This is a genomic window from Bacillus sp. SCT118 (assembly GCF_058566435.1).
In genome coordinates this window covers 496395-518701 of the sequence record NZ_CP191225.1, presented here as the reverse complement: position 1 = coordinate 518701, position 22307 = coordinate 496395, and the positions used below count along the sequence as shown (strand labels likewise).

The window sequence follows — 22307 nt, the reverse complement described above, 5'->3', positions numbered from 1 at the left end:
ATTTAAATCCCCACAGCCGCTCCGTCTCCCCGAGGATCGGCTCCGCCTTGGAGAAAGCCTTCTTCATCAACTTTGATTGCAGCCGCGTGTCCCATCAGCGGATCATAGTCACCGACAACCTCCACGAGATGTCCGCTGTCTTTCAGTTTTTGGATTGTTCTGTCTGTGAATCTGCCCTCAACTCTGAGACCTTCGTATTCCTCTCCCCACGTTCTGCCCCATACCCAGCGCGGTTCGCTGATTGCCTGCTGTGGATGCATTCCGTAGTCCAGCATTCGGGTAATGATGGCCGTCTGGGTCTGCGGCTGGCCTTCGCCGCCTTGTGTACCGTACAGAATTTTCGGCTTTCCGCCTTTACAGACCATAGCCGGCATCAGCGTATGGAAGGTACGCTTTCTCGGTTCAAGCATGTTGACATGATTTTCATCCAGTGAGAAAAATGATCCGCGGTTTTGCAGTAATATGCCTGTATCACCGGCAGTGATTGCCGAGCCAAATTCAAAGTACAGGCTTTGGATGAATGACACTGCGTTGCCATCCGCATCGATTACGGCCGCATATGCCGTATCACTTCCCACCGGCCTGCTTTCTGCCGGTACTGCGAGATAGCCGATTTCTTCTGCCAATTGTTTTGCATAACGTTTGTCCAAAAGCCTTTCAAGCGGAATGTCTGCAAACGCCGGATCAGTCAGGACGGCATCCCGATCTAGAAAACTCTTTTTCAATGCCTCCACAAGCACATGATAATACTCAAATGAACCGTGTTCGATTTGGGTGAAATCATAGTTTTCCAAAATGTTCAGTGTCAATAAACCGGTAAATCCCTGAGAATTCGGCGGCGCCTGATACACACTGTATCCTCGATAATCACTTGATACAGGCGCTGCCCACTCACCCCGATGCGCTTTAAAATCATCGATTGTCATGTAACTGCCGTTATTCTGTAAATGTGAGACAATCCGCTGAGCGAGATCTCCTTCATAAAATGCGCTTCTTCCTTTTTTAGCAATCAAGTTCAGACTGTCTGCAAGCTTTTTTTGCACAAACCGCTCTCCCGGGACAGGTGCTTTGCCCCTTCTCGTGAAGATGTCAGCCGTGTAAGACGTGGAGGCCAGCAATTCAATATTCTTTTCTGTGTGACGACACTGATCAGCTGATACAGGAAACCCATTTTGGGCATAATCGCGTGCGGGTTCCAGTACATCTGCAAGAGACAGACGCCCGTACTCCTTCAGGACCGCATCCCAGCTATCAACCATTCCCGGCACGGTAATGGCACTGTCAATTCCCCGCAGCGGAATCGCGCTTTTTCCCTTATATACATCTCTCGTTACGTTTTTTCCTGAACGGCCGCTGCCATTGTAGACTTTTACTGCCTTTGTTTCCTGGTGAAAGGTCAGCCAAAAGGAATCCCCGCCAAGTCCAGTCATATGCGGATACACAACCGCAAGACAAGCACTCACCGCAACAGCGGCGTCAAACGCGTTGCCTCCCTTATCCAGTATGCGGTTTCCGGCTTGAGAAGCGAGGTAATGCGGACTGACAACCATTTGCTTTGTACCGATGACAGATTTGTTCATCACAAGTCCCCTTTTTTAAGAAATTTTCTTCAGTATAGGGAGCCTGATTTTTTACATCTACTGATCCGGCAGAAAAACTGACGAACTTTCTTCCTTTCGCAAATGATAAGATGTTTTTACATTCATTTCGAAAACAAATGAAAAATTATAATTTCGAAACGTAATTTTTATGGTAAAATGATGTCTAAAAGGCTACGAAAGCAGGTGGAGCAATTGAGTCATGAATATCAAATCCCAAACCTTGTACTTGATGAGACTGATAAACAAATTCTCACGATTTTGCATGAAGAAGGCAGAATTTCTTATACGGATCTTGGCAAAAGAGTCGATTTGTCACGGGTCGCCGTCCAGGCCCGTATCAACCAATTAATTGAAGCCGGTGTTATTGAAAAATTCACCGCTGTCATCAATCCCGCTAAAATCGGCATTCATGTTTCCGTGTTTTTCAATGTCGAGGTAGAACCGCAATTTTTAGAAGAGGTCGCTCTTAAGCTTGAGGAAGAGCCTGCGGTCACCAGCCTTTATCACATGACAGGCCCGAGCAAGCTGCATATGCATGGGATCTTTGCCAACGATCAAGAAATGGAAGAATTTTTAACAAAACGGCTGTATCCATTGCGAGGCGTCGTCAGTGTTGATTGCCAGATGCTGATCAAACGATACAAAAGCCGTATGGGAATGAAGCTGTAAAGGAGAGAAACGAATGAAAAACCATCCTTATCGGGATATGACGGCCGCAATGGTTCGCACCGGCATATTAGGGTTCGGCGGCGGACCTTCCGTGATTCCACTGATCCGCCATGAAGCGGTCAATAAGTATAAATGGATTGACGATGATGAATTCGGAGAAATATTAGCAATCGCTAATGCGCTTCCCGGACCGATTGCCACCAAAATGGCTGCTTATCTGGGCTTTAAGCTAAAAGGCACATTAGGTGCAATTGTGGCGACCCTCGCCCACATTCTGCCTACATGTCTTGCGATGGTGGGCTTGTTTGCGGCTGTAAATGTGTTAAGCCATTCAGCAATTGTTGCAGGCATGATTGGTGCCGTCACGCCGGTAATTGCAGTAATGCTCGGTATCATGGCGTACGAGTTTGGCCAAAAAGTGCTAAAAGGTTTCGGCTGGCTCACCGGCATCCTGTTTTTTATCATCGCTTTTATCGGCCTGCAAACTTTACAGGTTAATCCCGGCCTTGTCATTATCATTTTCTTAGCGTACGGGGCGTTTCATTTTAAACTGAAAGACAAAATCACAAATAAACATTCAAAAGATAAAGGAATGTCAGCGTCATGATATCGATCTATTTATTTATGGCGTTTTTTATCGCAAACCTACTGGGATATGGCGGCGGACCTGCGTCTATCCCGCTAATGTTTGAAGAAGTCGTAAACAGATACAGCTGGCTCTCAAACGATCAATTCTCAAATATGCTCGCACTTGCGAACGCTTTGCCGGGCCCGATCGCCACGAAAATCGCTGCGTATGTCGGCTACAGCGCAGGCGGGTGGCCCGGCTTCCTAATTGCCCTGATCGCAACCGTCGTACCGTCGGCGCTCGCATTGATCGTCCTGCTGCGCATCATCCAGCGCTTCCGCCAATCACCTGTCATCAAAGGCATGACGCTGTCCGTCCAGCCTGTCATCGCGGTCATGATGCTCATTCTTACCTGGCAAATCGGCGCAGACGGCATCAAAGCGATTGGCTGGGGCCAATCGATCGTGATTGCGGGAATTTCGCTCCTTGCCATGACAAAATTCAAAATGCATCCGGCATTTTTGATTATCGCGGCGTTTTTATATGGGGGCCTTGTGATCCCTCATTTATAGAAAAAAGCACCTGGACAGGTGCTTTTTTATTTTGGTCCAGAAATGTCGTTTGATATATGGTTCCTCTCATTCACAGATTGTCCTGTATATAGGAATCATTAAAAAAACTTGCAGATTCCGGCCTGCAAGTTTTACACGTGATTTTTCTGATAAAACGTTCGCAAAACATGTGTTTCAAGGTCAGCCAGGCGGACAGGAATCGGCAGTCTGCTTTCTTGATTAAGCAGGCTCAACGTAATTTGATAACTGCTTTCTAAATCAATGTTATTTCCGCAAGACAAGAAAATAGGCTTCACATCCCGCCGCGTTCGCAGCGCCCGTCCATATACCTCGCCGTCAATGATAATATCAGTGTATTCACCTACTTCATTTTCAGGCGTCACGAAATCGCAGCCTTTGATTTTGAGATAGGTTTTCGCTATCCCAATCGTCGGCTTATTGAGAAAAAAAGCCGCATGGGTGGCAACGCCCATATGGTTGTAATGCAGATATCCGTTGCCATCAAACAAGAAGACATCCGGCTCCGTCTCCAGCTTTTTCGCCGCCTCGATGATCAAAGGCAGCTCGCGAAACGCAAGAAAACCCGAAACATACGGCACGCTGATTCTCCCCATGCTGTGCACTTTTTCAATGATTTCTTTTGTATCAGCGTCAATCACGATAATACAGCACACCCCGTACGGTTCTCCATCCTGCTCCCAATAGGCCAGGTCGACGCCTGCGCAGGTGTTGATGGAGTTGGGATGGATCGTGTGGGATAGGTTGATTTTATGGATAAGGGATTGTTGTGTTTTTACAAATTCTTCTCTGTTTAGGTTGAAAGAATGTATTTGTTTAACATGCATCTAAAATCAATCCTACCTCCTGTTAACTAGTGTCTGTTTTTCTTTGTATTCATTTTCACTTTGAAAATTGTTTGAAAACTTACAACTCCAGGTTCTACAAACTTTATTAATAGTTTTAATTAAATGTTTAACTACATTTCATTATTCGTAACTTTGTTTAATATAAATTCTATATTTTTAACTATTTCAATATGGCTATTTGTCTGAAATTCATACATGGGTTGATCCCAATCCTCATTTTGCATCATAACTAGTTGATAAAATCCATTAGCATCCGCATCTGGATACCAACCTAAATCAAGTAAGTAATTTTTACGAGAGTATGTTAATTGCATTAAATCTTGTGAAAAAAACAACCATTTTTCATCGTCTGGTGCTAGTTTTTTCGGATCAATTTCTCTAAAACTGTTTTGATTTATGGTCCATCCTTTTGGAATCCTTAAGGGTTGTAAACTTATTTCTGGCATTTTTTTTATCTTTCTCATAAAAGCCTCCTATTACTTATCAATACCAAGTTGTTTTAAATACTTATCTAATCGACTTCCAGCAATCGGATGACCATGATATTCACCACCAGAAAACTCCGCTCTAATCCAGCTTGTTGGCGTACCTAGATCATAACCGACTGTTTTTCCTGCATCATAAATGAAATAATAGTTGTTATTTCCATTATCAATAATATGACCTTTTAGAAGTGCCTTTTTTTCTAAAGCTTTATTATTCACATCTGGTAAGTATTGAGCAGCTTTTTTACCTGTCATACTAAAACGTTTTGCTTCTTCAGGTGTTTTAGCCTTAACATGTTTATGGCCATGCGGAGTAAACGAAGCATTATTAAGCATCGTTCTAAATTCTTTACGACCATAATATCCATCGTGCGCTACTTTATCGTGATTTTCAGAAATGTTAGGACTATGAGAACTTCCCTTACGACCGCCATCACTAACCATCTTCACAATCCCAAGATCCTTAACAGCCGTCTTTTCCACATCTACACGGACTGTCGGGATTCCGAATGTGAAGCCATCCGGAGTTACAGGGCGTTCTGCGTACACGCGGACGTTTGTTGGGACTTTGAATTGTTTTACTTTTTCTAATGTCTTGTTAGCTGTTTGAACTTTTGAATGGGTTGCAAGCGGGATGCCTTTATCAATATGTTTCGCCAGTGCACCGGCTCCAACCAAACTCAGCACAGCTTCCAGCGCCCCTTGCTTCCGCTTCTCCTCAGACACTTTGTTTCCAAACATATCCCGTCCCGTGACGGCTTCTGAGAATCCGTTTGACGCAACAAGGCCGTATGCGCCCATTTCTGTCATTTTGAGAATGTCTAAGGATTTGCCTGTTTTGTAGGCGTCTAATGCGTGTTCAGCAGCGATAGCTGCTTTTCCGGTTTTGTAGATGGCTTTTCCGCCTTTGAAGGCCCGGCCTGCCCAGCCGACGACTGGTATAAACCCGGCTGCCATGGTGCCGACTGTGACGCGTTCAAAGCCTATACTTATTTACGCTATATAAAACAGTGGACAACAAACTAATAAAAAAACCTTGAAAGGCTTCAGTGCCAATCAAGGTAGAAAATCAAACCAACTCGAAGCGTTTATTTGTTTTTAATAATGCCTTAAGATTTTTTAACAATACTATTAATTCCTTCAAATATAATATCTCTCATAACTTCATTATTACTGTTATAATTTCTTTCATTTCTAATTTTATTAAAAACCTGCTTTATAACCCCATCAATCATTATTGTTAATCCTTCTATATCTTCTTCACTACCCTCCTTTTTAAAACTTTCATTTATTATTACCAAGCTATCATCTTTTGACATTTTATTTTCTCCTTTACTCTCTTTCTTTCTCATTAAAAACTTTGTCTATATAATTTACATCATCAAAAATCCAGTATCTATCCTCTTCAGGAATATAACTAGTAAAGTCTTCCCGAACCCCTGTCCAATTATTAGGAACATAATTTTCAAAAGGTAATAACTCAGGATACAGCGAAAGAAGCATTTTTTGATTAAAGTCTATATATAATGATGGCCTTAATTCTAGAATAGTACTTTCATAATCCTGATGTTCAACTAACTTCTTTAATTCTGAAGACGGGATAATATAGTCAGTATATTCTTTTAAATAAAGACGATAATTATCTTCATTTACAACTGAAATGTTATTTCTTAGAGAAAGAGCAAAGTCCATATCAAAACTAAACCCGTTTTTTTCATAGGCTTCTTTATATTTTATGATATCTAGTATCCAAACATCTCTTTCTGTTAGATACCATGAGAATTGAGAAGAAGTCTTTACCCCGACTATTATATTTTGGGCATACTCCGGTTTTAATAACAACGAAAACACCACTTTCTCATTCTATTTTTTTGGCTGAATGCCCATATTCCTCTAACCACTCTATCCATGGTTCCGCCGGAAGTTCATAACTAACTCCCGGTGTCGTAGGATCAACAAGCTTTGGAGCAGTTCTCCCCTGGTTACGAGGGTTTTTAGTATATCCATACTGATCAATTACTGTCTCCTTGATTAAATCATCAACCTCTTTAGGTACCTTAAATTCTACAATTTCTCCGCCTGGTCTTGCTACATCTCGATAATATTTAGCGTGTTCTAAATTGTAAGCACTTATGTTTAAATCAGCATTTTTAATAGGAATAGCAATGCTTCCATCACTATTTACTTTAATTCTATACTGACTTGTTTTATTTCCCGCTCCTCCTCCTTGAACTCTGTAATAACTTACTGATTGTTCGACAGGATCGACAGCTTTTTTACTTGATTGTAACTTATCATTATTTACTTTCTTCGTATATAATTGTTTCTTCTCTGGCTTTAAGTCAAATGTATGGCCAGTCGAAGTAACAATCTGTTCTTTATTTATATGACCACTTTGCTTAATTTTAGAAAAAGAATAACTCTTATCAAGATTTCTTCCCATCGATAGCGTATTGTCAACCGACTTCGCCAATGCACCAGCACCAACCAAACTCAATGCCGCTTCCAGCGCACCCGTTTTCCGCTTCTCCTCAGACACTTTGTTTCCAAACATATCCCGTCCCGTGACGGCTTCTGAGAATCCGTTTGACGCAACAAGGCCGTATGCGCCCATTTCTGTCATTTTGAGAATGTCTAAGGATTTGCCTGTTTTGTAGGCGTCTAATGCGTGTTCAGCAGCGATAGCTGCTTTTCCGGTTTTGTAGATGGCTTTTCCGCCTTTGAAGGCCCGGCCTGCCCAGCCGACGACTGGTATAAATCCGGCTGCGGCCATAGCTCCTGCTGTCACACGTTCTGCGGTGGAGAGTTTTTCTCCGGTAACCGGATCAACGCCTTCGGTTGCTCTTTTATAATCATAATAGCCAGTGACTTCTCCAGTAAAGTTGCAAACTCCATCCCATGTTTTTTCGTACCACGGTTTGTTTGCTTCTTCCTCGGCTTTTTCCTGGAGCCGTCTTGCTTCTGCTTGCTGGGTTTTTGCATCGATATAGGTTGTTCCTTGATTTTCTACTTCAATGACGCTTTTGTAGACTTCATTGCTGTGGAAGGCTTTTTTGTCATAGTACATAGGAGAAGCGCTCTTCCCGTTGCTGGTGGCCTGCATGAGAACGGAATATTTGGTGAGCACTGCGTTGTCCAGAGATTCTAAATTTTGATATTCAGTTGTCAGGGATTCATCAAGCTTATCGACAGCTGTGATCGTGTCACGTCTGGTTTTTTGGGCATCGCCCATCTTATCTGCATAGTCGTCAAGCGTATACATGTCGAGATCAATAATATCGCTGATGCCTGACAAAATAGAATCGATTTCTTCTTTATGAGCGGAGACTATCTCTGAGGCTTTCAGGTCTCCATTGGGCAGCTCATGATCTAAAAAAGAAGTTTCCACATATGAATCATTCAGTTCTTGATCTTTAATATCTCCTGAAATGCCATTTAAAAACGCAATTTGAGCAGAGACAAGCGTCAGCCAGCTGTCAACGATTTCCGCCTGTCCCTGAAAAAAATCTTTAATATTATCCGCGCCTTTTCCTTTAAAATTGTCGCCTAAATCTGCAACTCCCTGAAACGCTTTTTTCAGCGTATTCAGCTGCTCCTCAAGCGTCTCATATTGCTTTTTTCTGCTCTTCGCTTCTTCGATTAAAGATTTAGATTCAAATACTTTGCTCATCGCACTGCCCTTTCTTTTCTATTTTACCGCTATCGCCTCGTCCTGCTCTTTAAGTGAATCTACATTATCCTTTGTATCCTCGATATTTTTCTGTACCGCTTTTTTATAGTCTCCGAGCATGGTTTTGATGTTCTCCTCACGCTCATGATATTTTTTCGTATAATCGAGGCTGTTTTTTCCGTTGGATCCTGCGGCGCCGATTGATACGTCAGCAAGCGCATCTTTGACAGAATCTAATGTTTTGATGACTGTGTCGTACTTCAGCTTAATTTCTGACATAAAAAAAGATCACCACCATTTTAGTTTACTAATTGTATTTCCGACTTCTTCCGCGAACTCTTCTCCCTTTTTCAGAAGATCTGCTGCACCATTTGCTATGAACAATTCCGATGCATATTGAGCTTTATCCCATTCAAGATCAAAAATTTTACCGTTAATCGAAGCCATATACTCGTTATATTTATCATTCACAATCTTAGATGCTTCCGATTTCGCCTCTTCTCTTCCCTTGTCGAAATCATCGGCTTTTGTTCCCGTCCAATGCTTGCCCAATTCCGGTTTCACAATTTCTTTGATTTCAGTGATTGCCTCTTCTTGCAGTGTGTCTATGTCCTTTTTTGCTTTTTTCAGCTTTTCGATCTTGTCTTCCACGTCGGAAATTTTTCCGTTGAGCGAACTTTTGATATCCGCTAGCATACTTTCATAACCCATCTGAATCACCTCTTAATACTCAAAAAGTCGTATGGAGGGGCTGATGAAGATAGACTTTTCCATACTTTATTTCCATATATTATATTTTAAAATAGCCAGAAGGCGGCTTAAATAGGGTAAATGGCTTAATTTAGGCATATAACGCTCTTGAAATGTAGGTATTTGATCTTGTTTTTGTTCGTTATACAGTTAATGAAAACGTTTTATAAAATAAAATCACCTAAAGTCATAGTTAAAAAGACACTTGAAAGAGACAGATGCTGTTGATCTGTCTCTTCTTATTTTGTGGCAATTACTGTAAAATGGTATAGGGTGATGATAGTGAGTTTTTTCAGTCCGATGATTTTTTTGTTGTCATTCCTTTTCTGTCCTTCTTTGTTTTCGGTATTGCAGCCACATTGCTATTTAATAAGTCAATACCTCTTACGGTGCTGGGCTTATTGGCATCAGGTGTGACCCTTTGGATCAAAAGCTTGTATTAGCTGCAGTCCCAGTTGTACAGAACGTTTGAAAAATCTTTTTTCCTTAGATCTTCAGGTGTGATGAAAAAATTGGCGATGCCGACGTCTCCCCACATTGAATCGATATCATCGTCTGAATCAATTTGTAAAAGCATGATAGTGTGTTCTTTATATGCGTATTCCCGCGGATCATGCTGGGTAAAAGAAGCGTATCCGCCGATTTTATGGCCAAATCCGTTTTCAGCCAGTTCATTATAAATGTCTTCTTCATCCTCGCCGAACTGACTAAAGAACTCCATTGTTTCCATGTCCGTATACTGCTCAAATTGAAAATCTGTAGGCAGCACCCATTCCGAAGATTTCACAGGCTCGACTGCCGCTTCTGATAAAATCGGAAAATCACATTCGCCTGTGCCAATAAATGAAAAATCTGAAACAAGCTTGTCTTCGTTTTCTATGATATTTTCAAAATAGATCACTCTGAAATTCTTTTGTTCACATCGATCGTCAAAATTCAGTCCATAGACGTCATCATGAAGAGAAATGTAGAACTGCAGGATACCTGAAGAAGGGTAGCCGTCAAGCTGGGGAATTTGCGAGAAATTAATCTGCGCCAGAAGCTTCATCGGCTGTCCATTTTCGTCAGTCGGATATGTTTCATGCTTGGGAAAATAGGGATCACCCGCAATTTTGCTGTCATATCGTCCTGTTTTCCCTGTTCGGACATTCAATTTCACGTATTCTTTCGCTGATTTCTCCAGCAAGTCGCGGTACGGTCTCATTTTTTCGGGCAGATGATTCATCAGATTCTCTCCTTTTCCGGCATCTCCAATTGAATTTGGCAGATCTTGTTCTCTAGTTTTTCTTTTATTCTTTAATGTTTTTTTCCACTTTCTCAAGCTATTGTTTACGGAAGCCCTACTTCTGTATAATTTTCCAAACAATAGTTAAATAGTAGCAAATGTATTCAGCACCCCGCAATAGATGAAAAAAAGACTGGTGCGCAACCAGCCTTTCTTGTTCAACTATTGAATTGCACCTGACGGAACAACCGCCTTCCGACCGACAGAATAATACTCCACTCCTGAAGCCAGAGCTTCATCCAATGTGTAGCAGTTTCTGCCGTCAAATATGAGCGGCGTTTCCATCAAATCCTGATAAGCCCCTAACGGAAATTGTTTAATGTCAGCCCAGTCGGTTAAAATCATGACGGCGTCAGAACCTTTGACAGCTTCCTCGATCGTCTCTTTATATTCAACAGCTTGCGGGAGAACATGCTTTGCATGACCAACTGCAATGGGATCGTAGGCTCTGATACGGGCGTCGAGCGCAGCGAGACGGTCTGCAATAACAATTGACGGCGCTTCTCTCATATCGTCGGTATTCGGTTTAAATGACAGGCCTAAAAGGGCAATCGTTTTTCCCGTCACCCCGCCGAGCCTGTTCAGCGCTTTATCAACCAGCATTGCCTGCTGATTGTTGTTGACTTTGATAACCGATTTCAGCAGTTCAAAATCATGCTCGACATTGCCGGCAATTTGCACGAGGGCGTTTGTGTCCTTTGGAAAACAAGAGCCGCCGTAGCCTATGCCCGCTTTTAAAAACTGGCTCCCGATCCGCTTATCCTGTCCCATCCCGTATGCGACTGCTTCAATATCGGCGCCGACCTTTTCACATATATTCGAAATTTCGTTTATAAAACTGATCTTAGTGGCCAGAAAAGCATTTGAGGCATATTTGATCATCTCGGCGCTTCTGATATCCGTTTGGTAAATCGGGATTTGAAACGGACGGAAGAGCTCTTCAAGCGTATTTGCTGTTTTCTCATCGTCCGTCCCGATCACGATCCTGTCACCATGAAAGGTGTCATAGATCGCCGACCCCTCACGCAAAAATTCCGGATTGGATGCGACCGAAATACTGACAGGCTCCGCTAAATGTTCAGTGATCAGTCCATTAATCAAATCGTTTGTCCCAACGGGCACTGTGCTTTTCGTTACCACGACTGTATCTCGTTTGACATGCTTTGCGATGCGTTTGGCCGCGTCTGTAATTTGCTCCAGATTGGCGTGCCCGTCGCTTTTCTGCGGTGTGCCGACCGCTATAAAAATGATGTCTGCCTGTGCCAAGCCTTTCTCATAGCTCGTTTCAAAGTTCAGCCGTCCATCAGCTGTATTTTTTCTCATCAGCTCTTCAAGACCTGGTTCAAATATGGGGGAAATGCCCTTTCTCATTTCATCAATCTTGTGAGCGTCAATATCAATGCAGGTTACATGATGTCCAATCTCAGAAAGAGAAACACCTGTCACAAGACCGACATAGCCTGTTCCGATGACTGTTATATTCATTGTTTCCCTCCAACAGTTAAATTGCTGCTTTGCAGCTTCCGTAATATCGTATGAGAACATCCTATCATGAATGCGAATGATCTCCCGCATAGCCTGTCGGGTACAGCCTGTACAGATTTCTGAAATGTGATTCAACCATACAATACACTATTATATCGCTCTCAAAAAGAAAGTGGTGAAATGAGAATCGGCTGTTAAAAAAGACCAAACAATTTTCTTCTTTTGACCGGTTGCGGAGGCTGTCTGAAGATGGTCTGATTCCGCAGGAGAAGCTCTGCATTTTCCGTCAGCATATAAGGAAGTTCCGAGCCGAATTCTTTCTCTAGAACATAAAGAGCCTCTTGAGTGTGAAAATTTCTCGTTTTCACATTATGGGCATCTGAGGCTACGAAATGGATCAAATTGGCTTCAACCAGCCGGAGAGAAAATGCTTTCAGCTGCTTGCCGAAGGTCCCCGCAAGACTTCCTGAAGTAATCTGAGATGCTGCTCCTTTTTCCACAAGATGATACAGCAAGGACGGGTTTTCGCGAATTTCCCTGTTGCGTTCAGGATGGGCGATAACCGGAATATATCCTTTCAGCTGCAAATCATAAAAAAGCTGCTCCGCATATCGGGGAACGTGATCAAACGGAAACTCAATCAAGATGTATTTTGTATCATTCAGCGAAAGCAGCTGCTGTTTGGCAAGGTCTTGTTCCATCTCGCCGTAGATTCTGATTTCCTGTCCTGGAAGCACATGTAAAGGAATGTCTTCTTTGATTAAACGTTTGTTTAACTGATCTGCTGCTTCTCTGACTGCGGCTGGCTCGTTTTTATACACACCGTTGTTATGATGAGGTGTCGCAATGATCGTCCGGATTCCCTGGCGAACAGCGGCTCTAGCCATTTCTATGCTGTCGGCCGAATCACCTGCCCCGTCATCCATTGCGGGAAGAATGTGACAGTGAATATCGATCATGTCCTAGCCCCCTTTTTTCGCAAAAATAAATAACGGGCACGATGCACGTTATTTATTTTTGCATGAAATTGTCCTTGTTTCCGTAATATCCGTATTCAGAGTGCTTCGATAGCTTTTTGCCATTCATAATCGCCCCAAGAAGCTTGCTTTTGCACGTTTCAAGCGCCTCTTTCGCTTTTGCGGCTTGTTCTTTTTCTGTTTTCCCGCTTGAAATAACCAGAACAGAACCGTCTGCCACGTTGCCTAAAATCTGTGCATCTGCTACGGCAAGAATAGGCGGCGTATCAAAAATGACCATATCATATGCCGCACACGCTTCGTATGCAAGCTCCTTCATCCACTTCGAGGAGAGAAGCTCGGCCGGGTTTGGCGGGATCGGGCCGCTCGTCAGCACGTCAAGATGTTTTTCATTCGATGCTTGTACAGCCTGCTCCATAGAGCTTTTCTTTAATAAAACAGATGTTAAGCCAACCGTATTTTCAAGAAAAAAGGCCGTATGTACTGTTGGTTTTCGCAAATCAGCATCAATCAGGAGCACTTTTTTTCCCTGTTGGGCAAATACGACAGCCAGGTTGGCGGCCGTTGTCGATTTTCCTTCCCCCGGACAAGCCGATGTAATCATGACTGATTTCATTTGCCGGTCCACTGAAGCAAATTCTATATTCGTGCGAATCGTCCGATATTGTTCAGAGTTCAAGGATTTCGGCTCTGTCATTGCAATGACATTTCTCCGCATCCACGAGTCTCTGCTTTTTCTAAGCGCCAAAATGTCCACTCCCCGTTTTTTCAGATTGGAAACCCTGTAAGGTCTTTGTTGTTTTCTGCTCATTCGCAATGGTGGAAACTGTCCCTAAAACAGGTATGTCCAGCAAGGATTCGAGCTGCTCTTCCGATTTGATCGTATTATCCAAATGCTCAAGCAGGAAGGCCAGTCCGATGCTTCCCGCCAATCCGGCCGCAAATGCGATGGCAATGTTTAGAAGCGGCTTTGGCGATACAGGGGACGGATGTTCTGAAACCTCGGCTTTTGACAGAATGCTGACATTGTCAACATTCATAATGGATGTGATTTTGTCTTGAAAAACAGATGCTATAGTATTGGCAATATGAGCCGCTGTTTCCGCGTTTTCATCCCTGACTGATATGTTGACCACTTGGGAGTCCTGTTCGCTGGATACGGTAATTTTGTCATTCAGTTCTTGGGATGTCATCGACAGGCCCATTTCTTTAATGACTTCATCTAAGATGGCAGGGCTCTTAATGATGACATTGTACGTATTGATTAACTGAAGATTGGTTTGGACATCGTTAAATTGGACTTCTTTTCGTTCATTTTTCGATTGGTTGACCAGAATCTGAGTTGAATTTTCATAGATGGGTGTAAGTGCGAAGAAACTAATGAGTCCGCCGGCAGCAGTGGCAGCTGCGGTTACAATCATAATCAAAAGTATGCGTTTTGTTAACGTTGATAATATCTCTTTTAAGCTAGTAGATTCTCCCATGATACCTCCAAATCTCTTATAACATCCTTTTCCATTTATGATTATACAACGTTGAAACCGCATTTCTCCAGCTTTTCACGTGACATAATTCGACATTTTTTTACAATACGTTATGTTAGTACTTTTTATGTAAGCGCTATATTCACTGTGTTGACAGCGCTGTCTCTTTTTCTCTTATTCGTGCAGTCACGTAATCTCGCATAAAAAAATCCCGCTAAAGGCGTGCGGGATTTTTATGTTGCATATCCATTTTTAATATGAGAAATCAAATTTTCAAGCATTTCCTTCGTCGTCATCTCAGTTGACTGCTCACCAATTTCATGTGCATGCATCAAAATTTTCAGAAATTCTTCTTGATTCAATTTCTTTTCACTCATCTTTTTTTCCTTTCAGTTCCATTAAGTTGAAAACACGATTATTATATGATGCTGGTTATCAATTTGCAATCTCTAATACATCATTCGACACATTCCATTTTTTATGTCCTTTTTTAGGAAAAACTTTTTAAGGCCGATGTGTTGCGATATAATAGAGAAATTGGATCTTTTTATTACGTGACTCGGTTAGGAGCGATAATCATGCTTCAGAATATGATTTCCAAAGACGATGTGCTGGCATCTGCTGAACAGCTAAAAGAACTTCTTCCTTACAATGAGGAAAATGTTCAGCTGATCAAAAAAGCCCTTATTTTATATCGGCAGGATTCAGTCTATCGTTTACAAGCAGTGAGTCCGACGGAAGTTACGGCTTACGTGCAGGATGTTGTGCCTGTGCGGGTCACATTGAACTTGTTTGTCATAGTCAAAAGCGGCTGTTCATGTCCGTCCGGAAGAATCTGCCGCCATCTGCTGGCTGTGTTTTTATATGTATATGCAATGTTCGAGCGAGTGGGTACTTTTACAGAGTATTGGCTGGAGAGGGAAAAGCTTGAGGAAAGCAAAGAGCTCGTCCGCCGCCAGTTTCAGGAAAAGGTGCTGCCTAATGAAGAATCGCTTTCAAGCTGGCTTGCTTTTTTTGATTCAGAGTTTTCTCTCTGGCAGGCACGTACGCCAGAAGGCAGCCAAAACATGCAGGGCCTCTATTACGGCTACCTGTCCGCATTAAAAAAACATGCGCCGAACAAGCCGGAGCTGAAAAGCCTATACCAGATTCATTCCGCGATTGCGGTTTGGCTTCGCATGTTCACATTGATTGAAGCGGGCAAGCTGAACCCCGAACAAGATTTTTATTCCCTCAATCCGTACGTTGAACAGCTGATGGATACAATCTACAGCTCTATTGATAAATTAAAAACATACGCGCTGTCTTTTGCGCTTGATCCGTTTTTGGATAAAACACCGGATGTTATCCGAAACTTGCTGTTGAAAGAAGAAATTTTTCAATATGAACGCATCCGCATCTTCGGTGAAATTTGGAGTGCACTTCTGCCACGGCCAAAATGGGTGGCGCGCGAACAGGAGATTTTGAAAAAAGAAGCCGGACGGCGTTTTTCTCCTGAATTACAATTCGGCCGCCTGCATTTGGAATTCCTGCAAAAGAATGATGACGTTATTTTTGCGGAAACAGATCAATTCCCGCCAGAAGCGCTCCCTTATACATTCCAATGGCTGAGTGAAATGACTGCCAAGAAGGACTGGAAACGGCTTAAAAAATGGTACCAGCAAATTGAGCCAATTGCGATGGGTTATACGAAGCTGGATAAGCCGTTTAAAGAGATTCGCGATGTGATCGGCGAGCTGTTCCTTCTGTTGAATGCCTATGTGAAGCAAACCAATGATCAAGCGCTGTTTGAGCGCTTTGCCGCGGGCTGTCTGCCGTATACGTTCACAGAATACAGCCATCATTTATATGAAAAAAAACGCTATGCCGAGTGGATTGAAATTCATAGCCTTGTCGGCTTTTCCATCAATGAAATGGATAAAATGATGCTCAAGGAAATTGCAGCGAGCGACCCTGAGGCGCTTATACCGGCTTACCATAGAGAAGTGGCTTTTTTCATTGATCAGAAGAACCGCAGCTCGTACAAGGAAGCCGCCCGGTATTTGAAAAAATTGCGCACACTGTACAAAAAAGCGAAAAAACAGAAGGTGTGGGAGCGGTATATTCAGCTGCTGAGCTCGCATTACAAGCGCCTGCGTGCGCTTCAAGAAGAACTGCAGAAAGGAAAGTTGATTGATGGCGAGTCTTAAAGAAATTCTCATCCACGTCGAACAAATGGAAGATGGGTCATTTACGCTCTCAGCCTTTGATGAGAATGAGCAGCCTCTTCCCTACAGCCATATGAAAAAGCATTTGTTCCAATGGCATGAATCCTCATTTTACGGAACCTTTCTAGAGGATGTCAGCTTCATCGGGACGACTGCTGTCCTGCTATCTCCATGGATGACTGTAGAGCTTCTCGGCAAAAACTCGTTCAACTCATTCAGCTCCGTGCAGCTTACAGAAGAAACGGAGCCGCTGATCGAGGCGGCATCGACTATCTATGAATTTATCGCGGACGGCGATTTTCTGCCTGACTATGACGCATGGACAAACGGTGTTTTTCGCTGGAAGGACCGCGATAATATACTGGAAGGCTTTACTGCGGAATGGTTTTCCGCTGCCGTACAGGATTACATCCAATACGACGATGACCTGCGGGAGAAATGGGAACATATCAAGGAGAAATCGCCTGCGGTTACGTCATTCCGCGGCCATTTTCTTGATGAAGAGGATTTTCTGGAAGGCATTGGCTGGATTGACGACCAATCTCCATTTACTGTCGGCTTGCGCTTAAATGAACCAGACTTTGACGGAGACGAATGGAAGATCGAGATGTTTTTACGCGATAAAAAGAGCGGCGCTGTAGAATTCTTTGACGGACTGAAAAGCCTCAAAAAATCGTGGCAGGCGTACAGCGATAAAATCGCGCGTGAGCAGGACCGCTTTCACAGAACGGTTCCGTGGCTGTCGTTTGATTCTGGGACAACGCTGATCTCGGAGGAAGAAGCCTGGATCTTCCTGTCAGAAGCAAGTGAGACGCTTGTCGATATGGGGGTAGAAATCCTCCTGCCGTCCTGGTGGCAGATTGTCAGAGACAGCAACATGATGCTGAAAGCAAAGGTGTCTTCCTCCCCGCGCGGCGAGTCATTTGTCGGCATGAATGCACTGCTTGATTTCAGCTGGCGGTTTGCGACAAATGGAATTGAACTGACTGAGGCTGAATTTAATGAGCTTGTCGCCAGCAACAGGCGCCTTGTTAATATCCGCGGGCAATGGGTTAAAATCGATCCGCAGTTTATCAAACAGATGAAACGCCTGATGGAAAAAGCAGAATCAGAGGGACTCCACATGTCTGATATTCTGGCGCGCGAGCTAATGGATCAGCAGGAGGGCGGACTTGAGGATTCGGATCTGATTGATACATCCGCTTTCGCCGGCATTCAGTTTGATCTGTCTAAACAGCTCAGGTCACTGATTCGAAAGCTCACTGCCGCGGAAAACCTGCCGGAGCACGAAGTCAGTCCTTCTTTCAAAGGAACGCTCCGCCCTTATCAGAAATACGGCATGAACTGGCTGCTGTTTCTGCGGGAAAGCGGTTTTGGCGCCTGTCTGGCTGACGATATGGGGCTTGGGAAAACGATTCAAATGATCGCCTATTTCCTTCACGTGAAGGAAAGCGGCCGGCAAAAAACGCCTCATTTGATTATTGCGCCGACATCCGTACTTGGCAACTGGCAGCGGGAGCTTCAAACCTTTGCCCCTGATCTGTCTGTCGCGCTCCATTATGGGCCGCGCCGGCCAAAAGGTGATGATTTCGCCGCGCATTATGAAAACGCAGACGTGGTGCTCACTTCATATGGGCTGTCACATGCCGATACTGAAGAGCTTTCTTCTGTGACATGGAACACGATCTGCCTTGATGAAGCGCAAAATATTAAAAACGCGCATACGAAGCAATCACGCGCAATCAGGAAGCTGAAGGGGCTTCACCATATCGCGCTGAGCGGCACGCCGATGGAAAACCGCCTGACTGAGCTGTGGTCCATTTTTGACTTTATGAATAAAGGCTACCTCGGCAGTTTGACCGGCTTCCATAAACGCTATGTGCTGCCGATCGAAAAAGACCGGGACGAAAAGAGAATCGGACAGCTTCAGCAATTAATCCGGCCATTCCTTCTCCGCCGGACGAAACGGGATGAAGAGGTCGCGCTTAATCTTCCTGAGAAGCTGGAAGAAAAAGAATTTATCCCGCTGTCAGCCGAACAGGCATCCCTTTATGAGCAGCTCGTCAAAGACACTTTTGACCATATGACATCCCTGACCGGCATGCAGCGAAAAGCGCTGATCCTCAGCATGCTTGGACGGCTCAAGCAAATATGCGATCATCCCGCACTTTATTTAAAGGAAGAGCAAACCGAGCTGCTGGCCGGCAGATCAGTCAAGCTTGAAAAATTGCTGGAACTGATGACAGCGATCCGCGCCCAAAACGAAAGCTGCCTGATTTTCACGCAATACATTCAGATGGGGAACATGATGAAGCGGCTGCTTGAAAAAACGTTCGGGGAACCTGTGCAATTTTTAAATGGGAGTCTCTCCAAGCAAGAGCGGGATACACTCGTTGAGAAATTTCAAAGGAAAGAATATCCGACACTGATTCTTTCACTCAAAGCTGGAGGCACCGGACTTAATTTGACCGCCGCCAATCACGTCATCCATTATGACAGATGGTGGAACCCGGCGGTTGAAAATCAAGCGACTGACCGTGCATACCGCATAGGCCAGGAGCGCTTTGTCCACGTTCATAAAATGATTACGACGGGAACAATCGAAGAAAAAATTGATGTCATGCTTGAATCTAAGCAAACTCTGAACGATCAAATTATCCAAAGTGAAAACTGGATTACCGAGCTTTCCACACAGGAGCTCGAAGAACTGTTTACATTAAGCGCTACAGCGCAATAATCATGACTAAAAAAGCTGGCTCTAAAAGAGCCAGCTTTTTTCCGTTCATAGCCGTCACGCCGAACTTCCAAAAAATCCGTTACGCCGGTTATCAACAGGATGCGCTTTTGTGGCAGCACATATACTTACAACAAATGTTTCATCATATGTGCGACACCATGTTCGTCATTGGTTAAGGTGACAGCATCGGCTATCGATTTGATGTCTTCCCGGGCATTGCCCATCGCTACACCTTTTCCCGCAGCCTCCAGCATCGATTTGTCATTTAAACTATCACCTACAGCAGCGGTTTCCTCGAGCGGAATATTCAGCTGTTTTGCAAGCCTCTTCAGCGCCTGCCCCTTGGAAGCTTTGCGGGAAGAAAGCTCAAAGTTGTGCTCAGCCGAACTGACAAGCGTCAAATCTTCGGCATGCTCATATCTTTTCCAGCCTGCCTCAAGCTTTTCTTTAAAGAAAGAAAAGCCGAGAATATTATAAAAATCGATTGGCTGATCGGCTTCAAACAGCTCTTGAAAGGAGTTAATGTAAGCAAAGCCCGATTGGCTGTATTGCACCTCGGCCGCCTGCTTAAGGACAGAAAGATCCGCTTCCGGATTTGCGCTTCTGAATCTGTCCAGCTCAACATCAAGAAGTTCTCTGCCGTTTTGCGGAGTATAAATCGCTGAACCTGTGAATACCTCATAATAATAGTTTTCCGACTCAAGCCATGAGAGAATATCATACGCCCGTTTCTTATCAATCGTTTCGTGATGATAAAGCCTGCCGTCGGGATCGTGAATGACGGCGCCGTTTGCACTGATGACCCATGTTTTGATCCCCAGCGGTTCAAAAATTGACTTGACGTCAAAATGAGCGCGCCCAGTTGACACCACCACTTCAATGCCATCCCGCTGCGCCTGCCGCAGTGCGTTTTCATTTTCCAAGCTTACCTGATGCTTGCTGTTGAGTAAGGTTCCATCTAAGTCAATCGCAATTAATTTCACGTTTGTCAGTCCTTTCCTTCATCCTGCTCTGTCACGAGAAGCTCAACGCCGTTTCGGTCAAGCAAGTCACAAAATGCCTGATTCGGCAGCCTGTCTGTAATCAAGAGGTCGATTTCATTCAGTTCCGCATACTGATAAAAACTGGTGCTGCCCAGCTTCGAATGGTCTGCAAGCGCGATGACCTGCTTTGCCTGCTGTATCATTTTCCGCTTCACCATGCCATCCTCTTCATGCGCAATTGTAATGCCATGTTCGGAAATACCGACCACACCAATCAGCGCTTTATCAACATGGTAGCTTGAGAGTTTTTCAATCACAGAGGACCCGTACAGAAAGCGGTGCTCCTTTTCCAGCTTGCCTCCCAGCAGATAAATTTCAATTCCCTCTTTATCGGACAGCACATCCGCAAGATTAATCGAATTGGTGATTACCGTACAATCAACCGCATTCAAATGCTTTGCACATGCCTGAACAGTTGTAGAGGCGTCTAAAATCACCCGGTCACCATCATGAATAAGCGATGCTGCAAGCCTGCCGATTTTATTTTTTTCCTCAGACACTGTTTTCAGGCGGCCGGAATAGCTTTGAATTTTCTGATGCACAGTCGGCAAAATGGCGCCGCCTCTTGTGCGGATGATGGCATTCTGTTCCTCAAGTTTCACAAGATCTCGTCGCGCTGTATCCCTTGACACTTGCAGGAGCGTACAGATCTGCTCCGTTGTAATTCGGTTATGCTGTTTTAAAAAATCCAAAATCGCTACTAATCTTTCTTCTTGGTACACGCCCTCATTCCTTTTCTCAGCAATCATTTATAAGTGATTATAAGTTTTTATTTAATTTTATTCAACATTAATAAGTGATTTTAAGTAAAAATGCGTCGAGAGAACCAATTTTTCCTAAGTGGACAAAAAGAAAGAACCAGTCTGGTCGACTGGTCAATTTTGAGGGGATGATGCGAAGATCCGGATAATGGTGAATGGATAGATAACGGGAGGAGCAGGGGTTGTCAATCAGCAGCTTTTTCCCGGGGTTTAGGGTCCATAAAACGAACAGTGTCAGCCAACACTTCTGTTACATACACGTTAACGCCTTCCGCGTTTTCATAGCTTCTTGTCTGAATCCGTCCGCTTACGCCGATGAGAGAACCTTTTTGGCAATACAACGCCGTGTTTTCAGCTGTTTTTCTCCAAAGTGTGCAATTGACGTAATCAGCTTCGATTTCACCTGAAGCATTCTTGAAGCTGCGGTTCACCGCGAGCGTAACATGTGCAACTGCCGCACCGGCGGAAGTGTAGCGAAGATCAGGATCTTTTGTAAGACGTCCGACAAGCATGACCTGATTGAACATGCGATTCCTCCTCTCCTTGCGGTTGTATGTATTGTAAATGATGCAACAAGAAAAGAAAAACGCTTAAAAATGGCTTTCAGCCTCTGTTTTTATCTTTCGTTTTCATTTTTCCTTCAGCTAAAAACATCTTTTGCTTTTTTCCTTTGAAGAAATATGTACTTTTTAAAAATCGGAAAAAGATTTGCTTTGTCAGCCAGTTTTGCGTATTCATGCGCACATAGGAAGAGCCATCCCACGCAAACCACTGAAAGCTCAATTTTTTTTCCGGCATTGACAGCTTGATTTTATACTGCTCCATGCCATCTTGTGTTTCGTATAAAAAACTTATTCTTCCTTTTTTGTTCAGATGAACCTCAAACACTTCTTTACGGCTTAACATATATGTTACTTCCTTTTGAATCAAATGACTTTCAGAAGGAACGCCGTCAATATAAATTTCTTTTAAACGAAATTGATTCATACCACATCTCTCCGTAATCCATAGTCAGTTACAGTATAATGAAAAAATAGAAATTATTAAATGTTTCGCTCATACAAAATTCTTTAGCCCCAACATTGCAGGATTTTTTCCTCGAAAACGTTTATGTTATAATGGAAGGCAAGAAAACTTTGGAAGTAAT

Annotated in this window: 23 protein-coding genes and 1 pseudogene; 5 read left to right on the top strand and 19 right to left on the bottom strand. The window is 43.6% G+C overall.

Features of this window, described 5'->3' with window-relative positions; genetic code table 11:
* Window positions 1-2 precede the first annotated feature (2 nt).
* Window positions 3-1580 (bottom strand): gamma-glutamyltransferase, encoded by a 1578-nt coding sequence (ggt, locus tag ACQVGT_RS02640; RefSeq protein WP_015384841.1) that lies wholly within the window; start codon window positions 1578-1580, stop codon window positions 3-5.
* Window positions 1581-1793: 213 nt separating this feature from the next.
* Between ggt and chrS the strand changes: the two genes are divergently transcribed.
* From chrS to chrA, 3 genes are read left to right on the top strand one after another with little or no spacing between them, the layout of a single operon-like run.
* On the top strand, window positions 1794-2270 hold the full coding sequence (chrS, locus tag ACQVGT_RS02635) for a chromate efflux transcriptional regulator ChrS (protein WP_014478181.1): 477 nt from the start codon (window positions 1794-1796) through the stop codon (window positions 2268-2270).
* A 13-nt stretch (window positions 2271-2283) separates the two neighbouring features.
* Window positions 2284-2877: a chromate efflux transporter subunit ChrB gene (chrB, locus tag ACQVGT_RS02630; protein WP_015384843.1), complete on the top strand. Its 594-nt coding sequence runs from the start codon at window positions 2284-2286 to the stop codon at window positions 2875-2877.
* Entirely contained in the window at window positions 2874-3410 is a 537-nt protein-coding gene (chrA, locus tag ACQVGT_RS02625; protein WP_015384844.1) for a chromate resistance efflux protein ChrA, read from the top strand. Before chrB ends, chrA begins: the two co-directional genes overlap by 4 nt.
* A gap of 131 nt (window positions 3411-3541) precedes the next feature.
* Here the strand turns inward: chrA and ACQVGT_RS02620 are convergent, their stop codons facing one another.
* From ACQVGT_RS02620 to ACQVGT_RS02555, 14 genes and pseudogenes are all read right to left on the bottom strand, one after another.
* The gene (locus ACQVGT_RS02620) at window positions 3542-4255 is read right to left on the bottom strand and encodes an endonuclease V (RefSeq protein ID WP_015384845.1); all 714 of its coding nucleotides are present in this window, start codon (window positions 4253-4255) and stop codon (window positions 3542-3544) included.
* Window positions 4256-4386: 131 nt separating this feature from the next.
* Window positions 4387-4740 (bottom strand): hypothetical protein, encoded by a 354-nt coding sequence (locus tag ACQVGT_RS02615; protein WP_015483790.1) that lies wholly within the window; start codon window positions 4738-4740, stop codon window positions 4387-4389.
* A gap of 12 nt (window positions 4741-4752) precedes the next feature.
* Window positions 4753-5739, bottom strand: a pseudogene (locus ACQVGT_RS02610) (T7SS effector LXG polymorphic toxin); the annotation flags it as partial.
* Window positions 5740-5870: 131 nt separating this feature from the next.
* On the bottom strand, window positions 5871-6080 hold the full coding sequence (locus tag ACQVGT_RS02605; protein WP_021480772.1) for a hypothetical protein: 210 nt from the start codon (window positions 6078-6080) through the stop codon (window positions 5871-5873).
* Between the two features lie 13 nt (window positions 6081-6093).
* The gene (locus ACQVGT_RS02600) at window positions 6094-6612 is read right to left on the bottom strand and encodes a hypothetical protein (RefSeq protein WP_046340273.1); all 519 of its coding nucleotides are present in this window, start codon (window positions 6610-6612) and stop codon (window positions 6094-6096) included.
* 7 nt (window positions 6613-6619) lie between these two features.
* Complete coding sequence (locus ACQVGT_RS02595; protein ID WP_046340274.1) at window positions 6620-8431, bottom strand: ribonuclease YeeF family protein; 1812 nt, start codon at window positions 8429-8431, stop codon at window positions 6620-6622.
* Window positions 8432-8449: 18 nt separating this feature from the next.
* Window positions 8450-8710: a YwqI/YxiC family protein gene (locus tag ACQVGT_RS02590; RefSeq protein ID WP_003221757.1), complete on the bottom strand. Its 261-nt coding sequence runs from the start codon at window positions 8708-8710 to the stop codon at window positions 8450-8452.
* A gap of 9 nt (window positions 8711-8719) precedes the next feature.
* A complete protein-coding gene (locus tag ACQVGT_RS02585; RefSeq protein WP_015483791.1) occupies window positions 8720-9142 on the bottom strand; it encodes a YwqH-like family protein in 423 nt (140 codons plus the stop codon).
* A 478-nt stretch (window positions 9143-9620) separates the two neighbouring features.
* Complete coding sequence (locus ACQVGT_RS02580) at window positions 9621-10406, bottom strand: YwqG family protein (protein ID WP_041518270.1); 786 nt, start codon at window positions 10404-10406, stop codon at window positions 9621-9623.
* 222 nt (window positions 10407-10628) lie between these two features.
* Complete coding sequence (uglF, locus tag ACQVGT_RS02575) at window positions 10629-11951, bottom strand: UDP-glucose 6-dehydrogenase UglF (RefSeq protein ID WP_015483792.1); 1323 nt, start codon at window positions 11949-11951, stop codon at window positions 10629-10631.
* Between the two features lie 194 nt (window positions 11952-12145).
* The gene (locus ACQVGT_RS02570) at window positions 12146-12910 is read right to left on the bottom strand and encodes a tyrosine-protein phosphatase (RefSeq protein WP_015483793.1); all 765 of its coding nucleotides are present in this window, start codon (window positions 12908-12910) and stop codon (window positions 12146-12148) included.
* Window positions 12911-12962: 52 nt separating this feature from the next.
* Window positions 12963-13676 carry a tyrosine-protein kinase PtkA gene (gene ptkA, locus ACQVGT_RS02565; RefSeq protein WP_015483794.1) on the bottom strand — a complete coding sequence of 238 codons (714 nt, stop codon included), beginning with the start codon at window positions 13674-13676 and terminating at the stop codon, window positions 12963-12965.
* Window positions 13666-14412, bottom strand: coding sequence for a protein-tyrosine kinase activator TkmA (tkmA, locus tag ACQVGT_RS02560; RefSeq protein WP_015384852.1), 747 nt, complete (start codon window positions 14410-14412; stop codon window positions 13666-13668). Before tkmA ends, ptkA begins: the two co-directional genes overlap by 11 nt.
* 233 nt (window positions 14413-14645) lie before the next feature.
* A complete protein-coding gene (locus ACQVGT_RS02555; RefSeq protein ID WP_015384853.1) occupies window positions 14646-14789 on the bottom strand; it encodes a YwzD family small protein in 144 nt (47 codons plus the stop codon).
* A gap of 201 nt (window positions 14790-14990) precedes the next feature.
* On the opposite strand from ACQVGT_RS02555, the gene ACQVGT_RS02550 reads away from it, so the two are divergent.
* Both ACQVGT_RS02550 and ACQVGT_RS02545 read left to right on the top strand, forming a co-directional pair.
* The gene (locus ACQVGT_RS02550) at window positions 14991-16601 is read left to right on the top strand and encodes an SWIM zinc finger family protein (protein ID WP_015483795.1); all 1611 of its coding nucleotides are present in this window, start codon (window positions 14991-14993) and stop codon (window positions 16599-16601) included.
* Window positions 16588-19356: a DEAD/DEAH box helicase gene (locus tag ACQVGT_RS02545; RefSeq protein ID WP_015384855.1), complete on the top strand. Its 2769-nt coding sequence runs from the start codon at window positions 16588-16590 to the stop codon at window positions 19354-19356. Before ACQVGT_RS02550 ends, ACQVGT_RS02545 begins: the two co-directional genes overlap by 14 nt.
* A gap of 125 nt (window positions 19357-19481) precedes the next feature.
* Here ACQVGT_RS02545 and ywpJ read toward each other — a convergent pair whose 3' ends face one another.
* The 4 genes from ywpJ to ywpG form a co-directional block, all read right to left on the bottom strand.
* Window positions 19482-20339, bottom strand: coding sequence for a phosphatase YwpJ (gene ywpJ, locus ACQVGT_RS02540; RefSeq protein ID WP_015384856.1), 858 nt, complete (start codon window positions 20337-20339; stop codon window positions 19482-19484).
* Between the two features lie 5 nt (window positions 20340-20344).
* On the bottom strand, window positions 20345-21121 hold the full coding sequence (glcR, locus tag ACQVGT_RS02535; RefSeq protein ID WP_003244075.1) for a transcriptional regulator GlcR: 777 nt from the start codon (window positions 21119-21121) through the stop codon (window positions 20345-20347).
* Window positions 21122-21345: 224 nt separating this feature from the next.
* Window positions 21346-21687, bottom strand: coding sequence for a single-stranded DNA-binding protein SsbB (gene ssbB / locus ACQVGT_RS02530; RefSeq protein ID WP_015384858.1), 342 nt, complete (start codon window positions 21685-21687; stop codon window positions 21346-21348).
* A 76-nt stretch (window positions 21688-21763) separates the two neighbouring features.
* A complete protein-coding gene (ywpG, locus tag ACQVGT_RS02525; RefSeq protein WP_003227796.1) occupies window positions 21764-22147 on the bottom strand; it encodes a DynA interaction protein YwpG in 384 nt (127 codons plus the stop codon).
* Between the last annotated feature and the right edge of the window lie 160 nt (window positions 22148-22307).

Bases quoted from the DNA above. Each gene is read 5' to 3' on its own strand.
- uglF (WP_015483792.1), bottom strand. From the start codon at position 11,951: ATGAATATAACAGTCATCGGAACAGGCTATGTCGGTCTTGTGACAGGT.
- chrA (WP_015384844.1), top strand. From the start codon at position 2,874: ATGATATCGATCTATTTATTTATGGCGTTTTTTATCGCAAACCTACTG.
- tkmA (WP_015384852.1), bottom strand. From the start codon at position 14,412: ATGGGAGAATCTACTAGCTTAAAAGAGATATTATCAACGTTAACAAAA.
- ACQVGT_RS02620 (WP_015384845.1), bottom strand. From the start codon at position 4,255: ATGCATGTTAAACAAATACATTCTTTCAACCTAAACAGAGAAGAATTT.
- ACQVGT_RS02590 (WP_003221757.1), bottom strand. From the start codon at position 8,710: ATGTCAGAAATTAAGCTGAAGTACGACACAGTCATCAAAACATTAGAT.
- ssbB (WP_015384858.1), bottom strand. From the start codon at position 21,687: ATGTTCAATCAGGTCATGCTTGTCGGACGTCTTACAAAAGATCCTGAT.
- ywpG (WP_003227796.1), bottom strand. From the start codon at position 22,147: ATGAATCAATTTCGTTTAAAAGAAATTTATATTGACGGCGTTCCTTCT.
- ACQVGT_RS02550 (WP_015483795.1), top strand. From the start codon at position 14,991: ATGCTTCAGAATATGATTTCCAAAGACGATGTGCTGGCATCTGCTGAA.
- chrB (WP_015384843.1), top strand. From the start codon at position 2,284: ATGAAAAACCATCCTTATCGGGATATGACGGCCGCAATGGTTCGCACC.
- ACQVGT_RS02580 (WP_041518270.1), bottom strand. From the start codon at position 10,406: ATGAATCATCTGCCCGAAAAAATGAGACCGTACCGCGACTTGCTGGAG.
- ggt (WP_015384841.1), bottom strand. From the start codon at position 1,580: ATGAACAAATCTGTCATCGGTACAAAGCAAATGGTTGTCAGTCCGCAT.
- ACQVGT_RS02585 (WP_015483791.1), bottom strand. From the start codon at position 9,142: ATGGGTTATGAAAGTATGCTAGCGGATATCAAAAGTTCGCTCAACGGA.
- ACQVGT_RS02545 (WP_015384855.1), top strand. From the start codon at position 16,588: ATGGCGAGTCTTAAAGAAATTCTCATCCACGTCGAACAAATGGAAGAT.
- ACQVGT_RS02555 (WP_015384853.1), bottom strand. From the start codon at position 14,789: ATGAGTGAAAAGAAATTGAATCAAGAAGAATTTCTGAAAATTTTGATG.
- ACQVGT_RS02595 (WP_046340274.1), bottom strand. From the start codon at position 8,431: ATGAGCAAAGTATTTGAATCTAAATCTTTAATCGAAGAAGCGAAGAGC.
- ACQVGT_RS02615 (WP_015483790.1), bottom strand. From the start codon at position 4,740: ATGAGAAAGATAAAAAAAATGCCAGAAATAAGTTTACAACCCTTAAGG.
- ACQVGT_RS02605 (WP_021480772.1), bottom strand. From the start codon at position 6,080: ATGTCAAAAGATGATAGCTTGGTAATAATAAATGAAAGTTTTAAAAAG.
- ACQVGT_RS02570 (WP_015483793.1), bottom strand. From the start codon at position 12,910: ATGATCGATATTCACTGTCACATTCTTCCCGCAATGGATGACGGGGCA.